The organism is Pseudomonas oryzihabitans (assembly GCF_007665395.1).
Classification (GTDB): Bacteria; Pseudomonadota; Gammaproteobacteria; order Pseudomonadales; family Pseudomonadaceae; genus Chryseomonas; species Chryseomonas psychrotolerans_C.
Genome location: NZ_VDND01000004.1, coordinates 162,948 through 177,849, shown reverse-complemented (window position 1 = coordinate 177,849; position 14,902 = coordinate 162,948). Strand labels below are relative to the sequence as shown.

Here is a 14,902-nt window from a genome sequence, read left to right as displayed (position 1 = left end):
GCCTGGATCGCGGCCATGGGCCGCTCCTACCAGTTAGGGCCTCTGCTGTAGGAGCGGCCCATGGCCGCGATGGGTCGCGCGCCTTCCGTGCTAAAGCCGAACTCGCAGACATAAAAAAACCGCGCCCTGAGGCGCGGCTTCTCGATGAACGCTCGGATCAGGCGGCGATGTTGCCCTTGAGCTTGTTCATCGCGTTCTTTTCCAGCTGACGGATACGCTCCGCCGACACGTTGTACTTGGCCGCCAGCTCGTGCAGCGTGGCCTTTTCCTCGGCCAGCCAGCGCTGATAGAGGATGTCGCGGCTGCGGTCATCCAGGCGTTCCAGGGCCTCGTGCAGATTGGCCGTGGAGCTATCGGTCCAGTCGGCTTCCTCCAGCTGGCGGGCCGGATCGTAGCGGCTGTCTTCCAGATACTGGGCCGGCGACTGGTAGGCGGCATCGTCGTCGGCATCGCTGGCCGGATCGAAGGCCATGTCCTGACCGGTCAGACGGCTTTCCATCTCGCGCACCTCCCGCGGCTCGACGCCCAGGGTCTCGGCCACGCGATGGACCTCGTCGTTGTTCAGCCAGGCCAGCCGCTTCTTCTGGCTGCGCAGGTTAAAGAACAGCTTGCGCTGGGCCTTGGTGGTGGCCACCTTGACGATGCGCCAGTTGCGCAGGATGAATTCATGGATCTCGGCCTTGATCCAATGCACGGCAAAGGACACCAGGCGTACGCCCATTTCGGGATTGAAGCGCTTGACGGCCTTCATCAGGCCGACATTGCCTTCCTGGATCAGGTCGGCCTGGGCCAGACCATAGCCGGAATAGCTCTTGGCGATATGCACCACGAAGCGCAGGTGGGCGAGCACCAACTGCCGGGCGGCCTCCACGTCTTCCTTGTAGAAGAGGCGCTCGGCCAGTTCACGCTCCCGCTCCGGGGTGAGCAGCGGAATGCTGTTCACCGAGTGCACATAGGCTTCCAGGCTGGCGCCGGGAACCAATGTAGGAACAGGTTGCAACGAAGTGGTCATGCGAATCCTCCGATTCACTAAGCACTGGACAGTCTAACACTGATTTTTTGGACAGCGCCAGACTAGCCGAGGTTCCCTTAACCCCAGCTGAAAACACCCGCGAAAGCCTTGTTTCATCAGGGGTTTGGACCGTTTCCGCAGGTTGCGGAAACGGCCGTTCGTCAGCGCGGGGCGAGTTCGCGCAGATGGCGGGCGACCGCCAGCCAGGCGCCAATATAACCGAGCAATACGGCGCCGATCAGCAGCTGCAGGCCATCTTCCACGGCTACGCTGCCAAGGGCGAAATTGCTGCCGTAGAGGCCGGCCAGGTCGATCACCGCCGCATTGAGCCAGTTCAGGCCGAACACCAGCAGCGCCCAGGCGGCGATGCCGGCGCCGAGGCCGAACAGCGCACCCATGTAGAGGAAGGGCCGGCGCACGTAGCCGTCGGTACCGCCCACCAGCTTGACCACCTCGATCTCGGTGCGGCGGTTTTCGATGGCGAGGCGGATGGTGTTGCCGATCACCAGCAACAGGGCGATCACCAGCACCACGGTCAGGCCGAAGACGAAGCGCTCGCCGAGCTTGAGGATGGCGGTGAGGCGTTCGACCCACTGCATGTCCAGCTGTACCTGCTGCACGCCGTTCATCTCGGCCAACTGGCTGCGCAGCATGTCGAGGCGGCTCTTGTCGATTTCCTTGGGCGTCACGGCGATGACACCGGGCAGCGGATTCTGCGGCAATTCGCGCAGCGCCTCACCAAGGCCGGCGTCCTGCTGCAATTCCTTCAGGGCGTCATCCGGGCTGATCCAGCGCGCCTCGGCCACGTCCGGCAGCACCTTGATCTGGCTCATCAGCACCTCGGCCTGGTCCTGCCCGGTGCGCAGGTCGAGGAAGACCGAGATCTGCGCCGCGCGCTGCCAAGAGCCACCGAGGCGCTCGACGTTCTTCAGCAGCAGCGATACGCCCATCGGCAGGGCCAGGGCGATCCCCATCACCAGGCAGGTGAGGAAGGTGCCTATGGGTTGCTGCACCATGCGCCTGAGGCTGTCCCGGAGGCCGGTACGGTGGGCTTCGAGGTAGGCGTGCAACGGGCTGCGCCAGTCGCTCTTGGGTTTCTGCGGAGCCTGGCGTTGCGGACGCTGGGGCTTGCCGCCCTGCTCTTCGCCACGCGGCAGTTCGTTGGCGCTCATGGCTGGCTCTCCTCTTCGTCGCCGATCAGGCGGCCGCGCTGCAGGGTGAGCATGCGATGGCGCAGCCGGGCGATGAGGGCATGGTCGTGGCTGGCGATCAGCACCGTGGTGCCGAGGCTGTTGATGTCTTCGAAGACGCCCATGATCTCCGAGGCCAGCCGGGGATCCAGGTTGCCGGTGGGTTCGTCGGCCAGCAGCAGGGCTGGACGATGCACCACGGCGCGGGCGATACCGACCCGCTGCTGCTGGCCGGTGGACAGCTCCGCCGGATAGTCGTCGAGCTTGTCCTTTAGGCTGACCCGCTCCAGGGCCGCGGCCACCCGCTTGGCGATCTCCGGCTTGGACAAGCCGAGGATCTGTAGCGGCAGGGCGACGTTGTCGAACACGGTGCGGTCATAGAGCAGCTGGTGGTTCTGGAAGACCACGCCGATCTGCCGGCGCAGGAAGGGAATCTGCGCATTGGTGATACGCGAGATGTCCTGGCCGGCCAGGGTCAGCTTGCCGCCGGTGGGCCTTTCCATGGCCAGGATCAGCCGCATCAGGGTGCTCTTGCCGGCGCCGGAATGCCCGGTGACGAAGAGAATCTCGCCGCGTTCGGCACGGAAGCTCAGTTCCTGCAGGCCGACGTGACCGTTGGGATAGCGCTTGGAGACGCGGTCGAACTGGATCATGAGACGCCACGCTCCGCGAACAGGGCCTGAACGAAGGGCCGCGCCTCGAAGGGCCGCAGATCGTCGATGCCTTCGCCGACGCCGACGTAGCGGATCGGCAGGGCGCTCTGCTTGGCCAGGGCGAAGATCACCCCGCCCTTGGCGGTGCCATCCAGCTTGGTCAGCGCCAGGCCGGTCAGGGGCACCGCATTGTGGAACTGCTTGGCCTGGTTGAGGGCGTTCTGGCCGGTACCGGCGTCCAGCACCAGCAGGGTCTCGTGGGGCGCCGCCTCGTCCAGCTTGCCGATCACCCGGCGCACCTTGCGCAGCTCTTCCATGAGGTTGTCCTTGGTGTGCAGCCGGCCGGCGGTGTCGGCGATCAGCACATCGATGCCGCGGGCCTTGGCCGCCTGGACGGCATCGAAGATCACCGAGGCGGAATCGGCGCCGGTGTGCTGGGCAATCACCGGGATGCGATTGCGCTCGCCCCAGACCTGCAACTGCTCCACGGCGGCGGCGCGGAAGGTATCGCCGGCGGCCAGCATGACCTTCTTGCCTTCGTTCTGCAGGCGCTTGGCCAGCTTGCCGATGGTGGTGGTCTTGCCGGCGCCGTTCACGCCGACCACCAGGATCACGTAGGGCTTGTGGCTGGTGTCAATCACCAGCGGTTGCTCCACCGGCAGCAGCATCTCGGTGAGTTCCTGCTGCAGCGCCTGGTACAGCGCCTCGCTGTCGGCCAGCTGCTTGCGCGCCACCTTCTGGGTCAGGTTGCGCATGATGACGCCGGTGGCCTCGACCCCGACGTCGGCGGTCAGCAGGCGGGTCTCCAGCTCTTCGAGCAGGTCGTCGTCGATGGCCTTCTTGCCGAGGAACAGGCTGGCCATGCCTTCGCCGAGGCTGGCGCTGGTCTTGGACAAGCCCTGGCGCAGGCGGGCGAAGAAGCCCAGCTTGGCCGGTTCGGGCGAAGTGGCGGCGACGGCGGGTGGAGCGGGCTCGGGCTCGGGCACAACCACCACGGGATCAGGACGGACCGGGGCGGCGGGCGCAACAGGTACGACCGGAGCGGGAATGGGCTCAGGTTCAGGGACAGCCGGAGGCAGCGGCGCGACCGGCGCAGCCACTGGCTCGGGCTCGGGCGCCCTTACCGGCTCGACCTCGACCGGCGGCACGATGGGATCTATCACCACCGGCTCGACCAGCGCCGTGAGCGCGACCGGCGACGGCGCTTCTTCCTCGGACGCCGGCATCGGCGTCAGCGAAGGGATGGCCTCCGGCGGCTCGGGTACCGGCTCCGGGTGCTGCACCGGCTCGCTGGCCAGCGGCTCGGGCAGGCGCTCCTCGGGAGCGGCCGCCGGGGCTTCGGCCGGGGTTTCTACGGGCTCGGCGGTCTTCTTGCGGAACCAGCCGAACAGGCTTTTCTTCTCCGTGGGGGGAGACTTCTTGTCGTCGGATCCAAACATGCGGGGCTCTGTATCGAACGGACGACCGGGCTGCGGGAGCTCCGCCAGGCGGCGCTCGACCGTCAGGCATGGCCGTCGGGAAAAGGGATGCGTATCCTAGCAGCCTGCCGGGCGGAAGACCTCCCCGTCGGCGAAAAACGCGCGACCGTCCCCAGGACGCAGCCGCTTCGTCCCCTACCGCGCTACAAGGCCTGCTCTCGCAATGCCCGCCTCCCGCTCTCGTCGAACCGCCCTGGTCGTCCTGCTCAGCCTGCTCCCCGGCCTCGCCCTGGCCGCTGCCAGCCGGCAGAACACCGAGGAATTCGTCCTCGACAACGGTCTGAAGCTGGTGGTCCGCGAAGACCACCGGGCCCCGGTTGCCGTCATGCAGCTCTGGTACCGGGTGGGTTCGAGCCTGGAAGGCCCCGGCGCGACCGGTTTGTCCCATGCGCTGGAACACCTGATGTTCAAGGGCAGCCGCAAGCTCGGCGCCGGCGAGGCCTCGCATCTGCTGCGCGACCTGGGCGCCGAGGAAAACGCCTTCACCACCGACGACTACACCGTCTACTACCAGCTGCTCGCCCGCGACCGCCTGCCGGTGGCTCTGGAGCTGGAAGCCGATCGCATGGCCCATCTGCGCCTGGCGCCGGACGAGGTCACCCGCGAACTCGAGGTGATCAAGGAAGAGCGCCGACTGCGGACCGACGACCGTCCGGAGGCGCTGTCCTTCGAGCGCTTCAAGGCGGCGGCCTATCCCGCCAGCGGCTATCGCAACCCCACCATCGGCTGGCCCCAGGACCTGCAACGCCTGAGCGCGGCCGAGCTCCAGCGCTGGTACCAGACCTGGTACGCGCCCAACAACGCCACCCTGGTGGTGGTGGGTGACGTCGACCCCCAGGCGCTCAAGGCCGAGGTGCAGCGGTGGTTCGGCGCCATCCCGCGCAGCGAGCTGCCCGCGCCGCGGCGCCCGCTGGAGCTGCCCGCGCCGGGTGAGCGGCGCCTGGCGCTGCAGGCGCGCGAGGTGCCCAGCCTGCTGATGGGCTTCAACGTGCCCAGCCTGGCCACCGCCGCCAATCCCCGCGACGCCTATGCCCTGCAACTGCTGGCAGCCCTGCTCGGCGGCGGTTCGGGGGCCCGCCTGCCCAGCCGCCTCGAACGCGGCCAGGAACTGGCCACCAGCGTCCGCGCCGCCTACGGCGCCTATACCAATGGCGACAGCCTCTTCCTGCTCAGCGGCCTTCCCAACACCCAGCGCGGCAAGACCCTCGAACAGCTGGAAGCGGCCTTCTGGGAGCAACTGGAGCTGCTCAAGCGCGAGGCACCCACTGTGGAGGAAGTGGCCCGGGTCCGCGCCCTGCTGGTGGCCGGCCTGGTCTACGGCCGCGACTCCATCACCGCCCAGGCCAGCAGCATCGGCCAGCTGGAAAGCGTCGGCCTCGGCTGGCGGCGGGGCGATGCGCTACTCGACGAGCTGGCCAAGGTCACCCCGGACGACCTGCGCCGCGTGGCCCGCACCTACTTCACCCGCGAGCGCCTGACCCTGGCCCAGCTAAGGCCCGCACCCGCCGCGGAGACGCGTCCATGAAGCGCCTGCTCTGCCTCTCGCTGTGCCTGCTCGCCGGCTGCCAGTCCCCGTCACCGGTCAATGAATTGGCGCGGGCCTATCCCGCCGTGGACAGCCTGAAGACCCTCAAGGACGCACCACCCCTGGGCCGTCAGCTGGACATCCAGCGCTGGCGTACCGCCGAGGGTGCCCAGGTGCTGTTCGTGCCGGCGCCGGAACTGCCGATGTTCGACGTGCGCCTGATCTTCGCCGCCGGCAGCAGCCAGGACGGCGCCACCCCGGGCCTGGCCATGCTGACCAACGGCCTGCTCAACGAAGGCACCCCGGGGCGTGATGCCGGCGCCATCGCCGATGGCTTCGAGCGCCTGGGCGCCGACTTCAGCAACGGCGCCTACCGCGACCAGGCGGTGGCCGGGCTGCGCACCCTCGCCGATCCGGCGGTCAGCGATCCCGCCCTGGCGCTGCTCGCCGACGTGGTCGGCCGACCCACCTTTCCCGCCGAGGCCATCCAGCGCATCCGCGACCAGTTGCTGACGCTGATCGCCGCCAGCCAGCGCGAACCGGCCAACCTGGCGGGCGACGCCCTGCAGGAGCGGCTGTACGGCCAGCACCCCTATGCCCACTCGCCGCGCGGTACGGCGGCCGGCCTGGCGCGCCTCGACGCGGCCCGCCTGAAGGCCTTCCACGCCCGCGCCTATGCGGCCGGCAATGCGGTGATCGCCATCACCGGCGACCTGGATCGCACCCGCGCCGAACGCATCGCCGCCCAGCTGTCCCGCGCCCTGCCCCAGGGCCCGGCCCTGCCGCCGCTGCCGGCGCCCCCTGCTGCCGCGCCGGCACGGGTCCAGCTGGAGGTGCCGGCCCAGCAGACGCGCCTGCTGCTCGGCCAGCTCGGCATCACCCGCGACGACCCGGACTATGCGGCGCTGTTCGTCGGCAACCAGATCCTCGGCGGCGGTGGCTTCGGCAGTCGCCTGATGACCGAATTGCGCGAGCGCCGTGGCCTCACCTATGGCGTCAGCTCGGGTTTCACCCCCATGCGCCAGCCGGGCCCCTTCACCATCGGCCTGCAGACCCGCGCCGAACTGGGCGACGCTACCCTCGCCCTGGTGCAGGAGCTGCTAAGCGACTACCTGGCCCAGGGCCCGACCCAGGCCGAACTGGACCGCGCCAAGCGCCAGATCGAAGGCAGCTTCCCGCTGGCCAACGCCAGTAACGGCGCCATCGTCGCCCAACTGGGCAACATCGGCTTCTACGACCTGCCCAGCAGCTACCTGGACGACTTCCTCCAGCAGGTCCGCCGCCTGACGGTGGAACAGGTGCATGCCGCCCTGCAGCGCCACCTGGATCCGCAGACATTCGTCGTGGTCACCGCCGGCCCGCGGGTCGCCCAGCAGCCGTTGCCACCACCCCGTCCTCTTACCTCGCTGCCGCCCCGCGGCGTTCCGGAGCTCTGACATGGCCCAGAAGACCGCCAACCAATTGCGCATCATCGGTGGCGACTGGCGTAGCCGGCGCTTCGTGTTCCCCGATGCCCTGGGCCTGAGACCCACCCCGGACCGCGTCCGCGAGACCCTGTTCAATTGGCTGGCGCCCGTCACCCCCGGCGCCCGGGTGCTCGATCCCTTCGCCGGCAGTGGCGCCCTGTTGCTGGAGGCCCTCTCCCGCGGCGCCAGCCAGGCCCTGGCCTTCGACCTCAATGCCCAGGCGGCCAATGCCCTGCGCAGCCATCTGCAGGCGCTCGGCTGCACCCAGGCCGAGGTGCGCCAGACCGATGCCCTGCAGGCCCTGGCCAAGCCGGTGACAGAGTCCTTCGACCTGGTCTTCCTCGACCCGCCCTTTGGCAAGGAGCTTCTCGAGCCGGCCTGCCAGGCCCTGGAAGCCAACGGCTGGCTGGCCGCGGACGCCTGGGTCTACACCGAGAGCGAAACCCAGCCCTCGCGCCTGACCCTGCCGGCGACCTGGCACCTGCACCGCGAGAAGAAGACCGGCAACGTCCACTACGCCCTCTGGCACCGCCAGGCGTGACCGACGCCCCCTTCCGGCCGGCGCCCTGGCTGCCCGGTCCGCACCTGCAGACCCTCTGGGGCTCGCTGTGGCGTCGGCTGCCGCCCATCACCCGGCCGCGGGAACGACTGTGGCTGGAGGATGGCGACTTCCTCGATCTCGACTGGTACCACGCCGAGGATCCCCAGGCGCCACTGGTGCTGATCGCCCACGGCCTCACCGGCAGCTCCGGCTCCCACTATGTGCTCGGCCTGCAATTCGCCCTCGCCGCCCGCGGCTGGGCCAGCGTCGGCCTCAACTGGCGCGGCTGCTCCGGCGAACCCAACCGCCTGCCGCGCGGCTACCACTCCGGCGTCAGCGAAGACCTGGCGGCCGTGGTCCGCCACCTGCAGGCCAGTCGCCCGCAGACCCCGCTGTTCGCCGTGGGTTTTTCCCTGGGTGGCAACGTGCTGCTCAAGTACCTGGGCGAACGCGGCGCCGACAGTGGCCTGCGCGCCGCCGCCGCGGTCTCGGTGCCCTTTCGCCTGGACCTCTGCGCCGACCGCATCGGCATCGGCTTCTCGCGCATCTACCAACGGCACTTCATCCGCGAACTGGCGCGCTACGTGCGCGACAAGCAGGCGCTGTTCGACCGCGAGCGGCATCCCGAGCAGCACGAACTCCTCGCCCGCCTGGGACCGCCCGAGGGCCTCAAGACCTTCTGGGACTTCGACGACAGATACACCGCGCCGCTGCACGGTTTCCGCGATGCCCGGGACTATTATCGCCAGGCCTCCAGCCGCTACTACCTGGCTGGCATCCGCATCCCCACCCTGCTGATCCAGGCCGAGGACGACCCCTTCATCGGCACCGATGCCCTGCCCGCCCGCGCCGAACTGGCACCCGGCACCCTCTTCGAGCGGTTGCCCCATGGCGGCCACGTCGGCTTCGTCGGCGGTGCCTTTCGCGCCCCCGACTACTATCTGGAAAGACGCATACCCGACTGGCTGGTCAGCCAGCTGTCACCGCCATCCGGCCGATAAACGCCCACGGGTCGGCGATCCTGGCCCTGGTCGCCTTGGCCTCCTCCCGCCCCTGAGCTACCATCCAAGCCCCTACAGCTTCGCCCCCAGGACAGCGTCATGAACCGAGTGCTATACCCCGGCACCTTCGACCCCATCACCAAGGGCCATGGCGATCTGGTGGAGCGCGCCTCGCGACTGTTCGACGAAGTGGTGGTGGCGGTGGCCGCCAGCCCCAAGAAGAATCCGCTGTTTCCGCTGGAGCGCCGGGTCGAGCTGGCCAAGGCGGTGACCGCGCACCTGCCCAACGTCGAGGTGATCGGCTTCAGCTGCCTGCTGGCCACCCTGGTGGAACAGCAGCAGGCGACCATCATCCTGCGCGGCCTGCGCGCGGTGTCGGACTTCGAATTCGAATTCCAGCTGGCCAATATGAATCGGGTCCTGGCACCCCAGGCCGAGAGCATGTTCCTGACCCCTTCGGAACACTACTCCTACCTCTCTTCCACCCTGGTGCGCGAGATCGCGGCGCTCGGCGGCGACGTGACCAAGTTCGTCCATCCCACCGTGCACCAGGCGCTGCTGGAGCGTTTTGCCCCGGCCAGCTGATTAACCCCAAGGACTGTCGGGTGCAGCCGGCGCGCGGATGGGGCAAAATGCGCGCCTGACTTTTGAATCGCCGCGCGTTCGCGGGGCGAGGAGCCGACGATGTCCCTCATCATTACCGACGATTGCATCAACTGCGACGTGTGCGAGCCCGAGTGCCCGAACGGCGCCATTTCCCAGGGTGCGGAGATCTACGTGATCGACCCGAACCTCTGCACCGAGTGCGTGGGCCACTACGACGAACCCCAGTGCCAGCAGGTCTGCCCGGTGGACTGCATCCCCCTCGACGAGAATCATGTCGAGACCAAGGAGCAGCTGCACGACAAGTACCTGAAGATCAGCGGCCAGGCCTGATACCTGGCCTCACGCGCTAGTCGTTGGTACGACCGTAACCGCTCTGGGTGCAGCCCAGGCAGCGCACGAAAGCCGCCTTGCCCGGCTCGACCACCAGCGCCTTGCCGGCCTTGCCAACATTGCCGCCCGCGGCGGTGAACGGCAGGCTCACCACGAAGGCACCCGCGCCGATCACGGTGGCGGCGATCAGCAACGGCCGCGCGATCAACAGATCACCGATCATGGAGAAGGCCTCTGGCGCCTGGGCTTCACCGAACGCCTGGTCGGCGGTCTGGTATTCGGTGACGTCACCCTGGGCCTGCTGCGCCTGCGCCGGCATGACCTGGCAGGTCAATGCCAGGGCCAGCACGGCCGCCAGGCTACGGAACGGATTCATACGGCTGATCCCTTGCGCGGTTGTGGTGGAGGTCCCTGAACTATAACAGGCCGCCCGCACTTGTCATGCGGGCGGTCCCCGGACGTCACTCGGTGCGGACGACCGGCTGAGGCGCGCGACGGTAGGCGTAGACCATGAGCGCGATACCGCCGAGCACCATGGGCACGCAGAGCACCTGGCCCATGGTCAGCCAGCCCCAGGCCAGGTAGCCGAGCTGGGCATCGGGCACCCGGACGAATTCGACGATGAAGCGGAAGATGCCGTAGCAGAGCACGAACAGGCCGGACACGGCCATGGTCGGCCGCGGCTTGCGCGAGTAGAGCCAGAGGATGACGAACAGCGCCAAGCCTTCCAGGGCGAACTGGTAGAGCTGCGAGGGATGGCGCGGCAGCTGGGCCGGATCGCTGTAGGGCGGGAAGATCATCGCCCAGGGCACGTCGGTGGGCTTGCCCCAGAGTTCGGCGTTGATGAAGTTGCCGATGCGGCCCGCGCCGAGGCCGATGGGCACCAGCGGCGCGATGAAGTCCATCAGTTCGAAGAAGCCCTTGTCATGGCGCTTGCCGAACCACCAGACCGCCAGGATGACCCCGAGCAGGCCGCCGTGAAAGGACATGCCGCCCTTCCAGACCTCGAAGATCAGCGTCGGATTGGCGATGTACTCCGCCAGGTTGTAGAACAGCACATAGCCCAGGCGCCCGCCGGCGATGACCCCCAGTGCCACCCAGAACACCAGGTCGGAGAGGGTCTCGCTGGTCCAGCGCGGATCGAAGCGATTCAGCCGGCGCTTGGCCAGCCACCAGGCGCCGCCGATCCCCACCAGGTACATGAGGCCGTACCAGTGGATCTTCAGCGGCCCCAGCGACAGGGCCACCGGGTCTATTTGCGGATACGGCAGCATGGTGCCTCCTTGGAAGGGATCAAAGTAGGAAGTTGAGACCGACGCCGAACAGCAGCAGCGCGAACAGGCGCTTGAGCAGCCGGGGCGACAGGCGATGGGCCAGGCGGGCGCCGAAGCGCGCGAAGAACATGCTGGTCAGGGCGATGCCGAGTAGCGCCGGGAGATAGACGTAGCCCAGGCTCCAGGCCGGCAGCCCCGGCTCCCGCCAGCCGACGACGATGAACGCCAGGGCACCGGACAGGGCGATGGGCAGCCCGCAGGCCGCCGAGGTGGCGACCGCCTGCTGCATCGACAGGCTGCGCCAGACCAGGAAGGGCACGGTGAGCGAGCCGCCACCGATGCCGAAGATCGCCGAGGCCCAGCCGATCACCACGCCCGCCAGCGTCAGCTCCGGCTTGCCCGGCTCGCGGGCCTGGGCCTGGGGCCGCAGGTCCAGCGCCAGTTGCACGGCGATCAGGAGGGCGAAGGTGCCGATGATCTTCTGCAGCAGCGGTCCGTGGATGGCGGCGGCGGTGACGGCGCCCAGGGCGCTGCCGAAGACGATGCCCAGCGCCATCCAGGCGAACAGTCGCCAGCGCACCGCGCCGAGTCGATGGTGGGCCCAGACCGAATTGAGCGAGGTGAAGACGATGGTGGCCAGCGAGGTCCCCACGGCCAGGTGGGTGAGGATGTCCGGCGCGAGTCCCTTGGCGGTGAAGCTGTAGACCAGCACCGGCACGATGATCAGGCCGCCACCGACCCCGAACAGGCCGGCCAGTACCCCGGCGCAGGCACCGAGAACCAGGAAGAGCAACAGATCCATCATCACCTCGGGCGCAAGAAGCGGCATGGTACGCCGCTACCTGCCGGGCGGGAAGCGATGCCCCCGCCTGGCACGCTCAGTTCTGGACGCTGGCTGCCGGGTTGATCACCCGGCCCAGTCCGAGGTTGCGCAAGGCCAGGTGCAGGGCGCTGTGGATGACCTGGGGGTTGTCGATCTGGCGCATCTGCTGGACCAGCTCGCGAGCCTTCTCCAGGGTGACCTGGCGCAGCAGCCATTTCACCTTGGGTAGGTTGGTGGCATTCATCGACAGGGTGTCGAAACCCATGCCCATGAGCAGCACGGCTGCCGCCGGGTCGCCGGCCATCTCGCCGCAGATGCTCACCGGCACCCCTTCGGCGTGGGCCCCGTCGACCACCTGCTGCAGCGCCTGCAGCACCGCCGGGTGGAAGTAGTCGTAGAGATCGGCCACCCGCGGGTTGTTGCGATCCACCGCCAGCAGGTACTGGGTGAGGTCGTTGGAGCCCACCGAGATGAAGTCCACCTGGCGGGCCAGGTCGCGGGCCTGGTAGACCGCCGAGGGCACCTCGACCATGACGCCCACCGGCGGCATGGGGATGTCGACGCCTTCGTCACGCACCTCGCACCAGGCACGGTGCAGCAGGTGCTGGGACTCCTCCACCTCGTGCACGCCGGAGATCATCGGCAGCATGATGCGCAGGTTGTTCAGCCCCTCGCTGGCCTTGAGCATGGCGCGGGTCTGCACCAGGAAGATTTCCGGGTGGTCGAGGGTGACGCGAATGCCGCGCCAGCCGAGGAAGGGGTTGTCTTCCTTGATCGGGAAATAGGACAGCGCCTTGTCGCCGCCGACGTCCAGGGTGCGCATGGTCACCGGCGCCGGATGGAAGGCGGCCAACTGCTCGCGATAGATGGAGAGCTGCTCCTTCTCGCTGGGGAAACGCTCGTTGACCATGAAGGGGACTTCGGTGCGGTACAGCCCTACCCCTTCGGCGCCACGCTGCTGGGCGCGGGCGACGTCGGCCATGAGGCCGGTGTTGACCCATAGCGGCATGCGGTGGCCATCGAGGGTCTCGCAGGGCAGGCTGCGCAGGGCATCGAGGCCCTGGGTCAGCTGGCGCTCCTCTTCCACCACGTCGCCATACTGCTTGATCAGCGTCGGCGACGGGTTGGTGAAGATCTCGCCGTGGTAGCCGTCGACGATGAGGTCGATGCCGTCCACCTTGGAATACGGCAGGTCCACCGCGCCCATCACGGTCGGCACGCCCATGGCGCGGGCCAGGATGGCGACGTGGGAGTTGCCCGAGCCGAGTACCGAGATGAGGCCGACCAAGCGGCCCTCGGGTACCTCGCCGAGCATGGCCGGCGAGAGTTCCTCGCTGACCAGGATGGTGTTCTCGGGATAGATCAGGCAGGCCTGGTGGGCCTGCTGCAGATAGGCCAGCAGCCGGCGACCCAGGTCGCGCACGTCGGCGGCCCGTTCGCGCAGATAGGCGTCGTCCATCAGCTCGAAGCGCTGGACATGCTCCATCACCACCTGGCGCAGGGCGCCCTGGGCCCATTGGCCACTCTTGATGATGGTGGTCACCTCGTTACCGAGGGCGGCGTCGTCGAGCATCATCAGGTAGACGTCGAACAGCGCCCGCTCTTCCTTGCGCAGCTGGGTGGACAGGCGCTTGGACAACGCCTTCATGTCCGCCCGCACCCCTTCCAGGGCGGTGCGGAACAGTTGCAGCTCGGCGTCGATGTCGGTCACGGTCTTGTCGGGGACCACTTCCAGGTCGGCGGGCGGCAGCACCACCACGGCCTTGCCGACACCGACGCCGGGCGAACCGGGGATGCCGACGAAGCGGGCTTCCTGGATGCCCTTGCCCTGCCGGTCCAGGCCGCGGATGGTCCCGGTGGCCTCGGCATGGGCGATGACCCCGGCGAGCTGGGCGCTCATGGTCACCAGGAAGGCTTCCTCGCCCTCGTCGAACTGGCGGCGCTCCTTCTGCTGCACCACCAGCACGCCCATCACCCGGCGGTGGTGGATGATGGGCGCACCGAGGAAGGAGGCGTAGCGTTCTTCGCCGGTCTCGGCGAAATAGCGGAAACGGGGATGGCTGGCGGCGTCCTCGAGATTGAGCGGCTCCTCGCGGGTGCCGACCAGGCCGACCAGGCCCTCGTTGGGGGCCATGCTGACCCGGCCGATGGACTTCTTGTTCAGGCCTTCGGTGGCCATCAGCACGAAACGGTTGGTGTCCGGGTCCAGCAGATAGACGGAGCAGACCTGCGACTGCATGGCCGCGCGGACACGCTGCACGATGATGGACAGTGCCGACCCCAGATCCTTGGCGGCATTGACCTCCTGGACGATCTTGCGCAGAACTGCAAGCATCTAGCGCCTCCGCAGTCGACGCCCGGCGGACTCGCCGGCGTGCATCACGTGTCGTTCATCCTGCATGACCACAGCTTCTCCTCACCTCTTTCGCACCGGCCGTACCGGTAATCAGGCCAGCAAGCGGGGTGCCAACTCCTTGAGCGCCCGCCGATAGACCTCTCGCTTGAAGGTCACCACCTGGCCCAGGGGGTACCAGTAGCTTACCCAGCGCCAGCCATCGAATTCCGGCTTGCCGGTGACATCCATGCGTACGCGTTGCTCTTCCGCGGTCAGCCGCAGCAGGAACCACTTCTGCTTCTGGCCGATGCACAGCGGACGGCTGTGGGTACGCACCATGCGCTGCGGCAGCCGATACCTCAGCCAACCACGGGTACAGGCCAGGATACGGACATCATCCGGACTCAGCCCCACCTCTTCGTTCAGCTCCCGGTACAGCGCCTCTTCGGGCGTTTCCCGGTCATCGATCCCACCCTGGGGAAACTGCCAGGCATCCTGGTTGATCCGGCGGGCCCACAGTACCTGGCCGGCATCGTTGGCGAGAATGATGCCGACATTGGGGCGAAAACCATCAGCGTCGATCACGGCTGCCACCCTTGAAAAATGTCGTTGCCCGCATTGTTCCACAAAGCCCGACAGCCCAGCAATGCAAGCTCCGGACCGACCGG

General features: G+C 68.0%; 15 protein-coding genes. 6 read left to right on the top strand and 9 right to left on the bottom strand.

Going from position 1 to position 14,902, the window contains the following annotated elements; translation table 11 throughout:
• Window positions 1-157 precede the first annotated feature (157 nt).
• From rpoH to ftsY, 4 genes are all read right to left on the bottom strand, one after another.
• Complete coding sequence (gene rpoH / locus FSV73_RS10870) at window positions 158-1,012, bottom strand: RNA polymerase sigma factor RpoH (protein ID WP_026083834.1); 855 nt, start codon at window positions 1,010-1,012, stop codon at window positions 158-160.
• 161 nt (window positions 1,013-1,173) lie between these two features.
• Window positions 1,174-2,184, bottom strand: a complete 1,011-nt coding sequence (ftsX, locus tag FSV73_RS10865; RefSeq protein WP_145007615.1) for a permease-like cell division protein FtsX — start codon at window positions 2,182-2,184, stop codon at window positions 1,174-1,176.
• The gene (ftsE, locus tag FSV73_RS10860; protein WP_058762944.1) at window positions 2,181-2,855 is read right to left on the bottom strand and encodes a cell division ATP-binding protein FtsE; all 675 of its coding nucleotides are present in this window, start codon (window positions 2,853-2,855) and stop codon (window positions 2,181-2,183) included. The genes ftsX and ftsE overlap by 4 nt, the downstream gene beginning before the upstream one ends.
• A complete protein-coding gene (ftsY, locus tag FSV73_RS10855) occupies window positions 2,852-4,294 on the bottom strand; it encodes a signal recognition particle-docking protein FtsY (RefSeq protein ID WP_145007613.1) in 1,443 nt (480 codons plus the stop codon). Before ftsY ends, ftsE begins: the two co-directional genes overlap by 4 nt.
• Window positions 4,295-4,496: 202 nt before the next feature.
• Here ftsY and FSV73_RS10850 point away from each other — a divergent pair, with 202 nt between their 5' ends.
• From FSV73_RS10850 to FSV73_RS10825, 6 genes are all read left to right on the top strand, one after another.
• Complete coding sequence (locus tag FSV73_RS10850; protein WP_145007611.1) at window positions 4,497-5,858, top strand: M16 family metallopeptidase; 1,362 nt, start codon at window positions 4,497-4,499, stop codon at window positions 5,856-5,858.
• The gene (locus FSV73_RS10845; protein WP_145007609.1) at window positions 5,855-7,294 is read left to right on the top strand and encodes a M16 family metallopeptidase; all 1,440 of its coding nucleotides are present in this window, start codon (window positions 5,855-5,857) and stop codon (window positions 7,292-7,294) included. The genes FSV73_RS10850 and FSV73_RS10845 overlap by 4 nt, the downstream gene beginning before the upstream one ends.
• 1 nt (window position 7,295) lies before the next feature.
• Window positions 7,296-7,865, top strand: a complete 570-nt coding sequence (gene rsmD / locus FSV73_RS10840) for a 16S rRNA (guanine(966)-N(2))-methyltransferase RsmD (protein ID WP_145007607.1) — start codon at window positions 7,296-7,298, stop codon at window positions 7,863-7,865.
• On the top strand, window positions 7,862-8,866 hold the full coding sequence (locus FSV73_RS10835; RefSeq protein ID WP_145007604.1) for a hydrolase: 1,005 nt from the start codon (window positions 7,862-7,864) through the stop codon (window positions 8,864-8,866). Before rsmD ends, FSV73_RS10835 begins: the two co-directional genes overlap by 4 nt.
• Window positions 8,867-8,965: 99 nt before the next feature.
• Window positions 8,966-9,451 (top strand): pantetheine-phosphate adenylyltransferase, encoded by a 486-nt coding sequence (gene coaD, locus FSV73_RS10830; protein ID WP_145007602.1) that lies wholly within the window; start codon window positions 8,966-8,968, stop codon window positions 9,449-9,451.
• A 99-nt stretch (window positions 9,452-9,550) separates the two neighbouring features.
• Window positions 9,551-9,802, top strand: a complete 252-nt coding sequence (locus tag FSV73_RS10825) for a YfhL family 4Fe-4S dicluster ferredoxin (protein WP_007161640.1) — start codon at window positions 9,551-9,553, stop codon at window positions 9,800-9,802.
• A gap of 16 nt (window positions 9,803-9,818) precedes the next feature.
• On the opposite strand, the gene FSV73_RS10820 is transcribed toward FSV73_RS10825, so the two are convergent.
• From FSV73_RS10820 to FSV73_RS10800, 5 genes are all read right to left on the bottom strand, one after another.
• Window positions 9,819-10,178 (bottom strand): multidrug transporter, encoded by a 360-nt coding sequence (locus FSV73_RS10820; RefSeq protein WP_145007600.1) that lies wholly within the window; start codon window positions 10,176-10,178, stop codon window positions 9,819-9,821.
• A gap of 85 nt (window positions 10,179-10,263) precedes the next feature.
• Entirely contained in the window at window positions 10,264-11,076 is an 813-nt protein-coding gene (lgt, locus tag FSV73_RS10815) for a prolipoprotein diacylglyceryl transferase (RefSeq protein ID WP_145007598.1), read from the bottom strand.
• Between the two features lie 19 nt (window positions 11,077-11,095).
• Window positions 11,096-11,878, bottom strand: coding sequence for a sulfite exporter TauE/SafE family protein (locus FSV73_RS10810; RefSeq protein ID WP_145008034.1), 783 nt, complete (start codon window positions 11,876-11,878; stop codon window positions 11,096-11,098).
• 76 nt (window positions 11,879-11,954) lie between these two features.
• The gene (ptsP, locus tag FSV73_RS10805) at window positions 11,955-14,234 is read right to left on the bottom strand and encodes a phosphoenolpyruvate--protein phosphotransferase (RefSeq protein ID WP_145007596.1); all 2,280 of its coding nucleotides are present in this window, start codon (window positions 14,232-14,234) and stop codon (window positions 11,955-11,957) included.
• Between the two features lie 111 nt (window positions 14,235-14,345).
• Window positions 14,346-14,819: an RNA pyrophosphohydrolase gene (locus tag FSV73_RS10800; RefSeq protein ID WP_007161635.1), complete on the bottom strand. Its 474-nt coding sequence runs from the start codon at window positions 14,817-14,819 to the stop codon at window positions 14,346-14,348.
• Window positions 14,820-14,902: the final 83 nt, after the last annotated feature.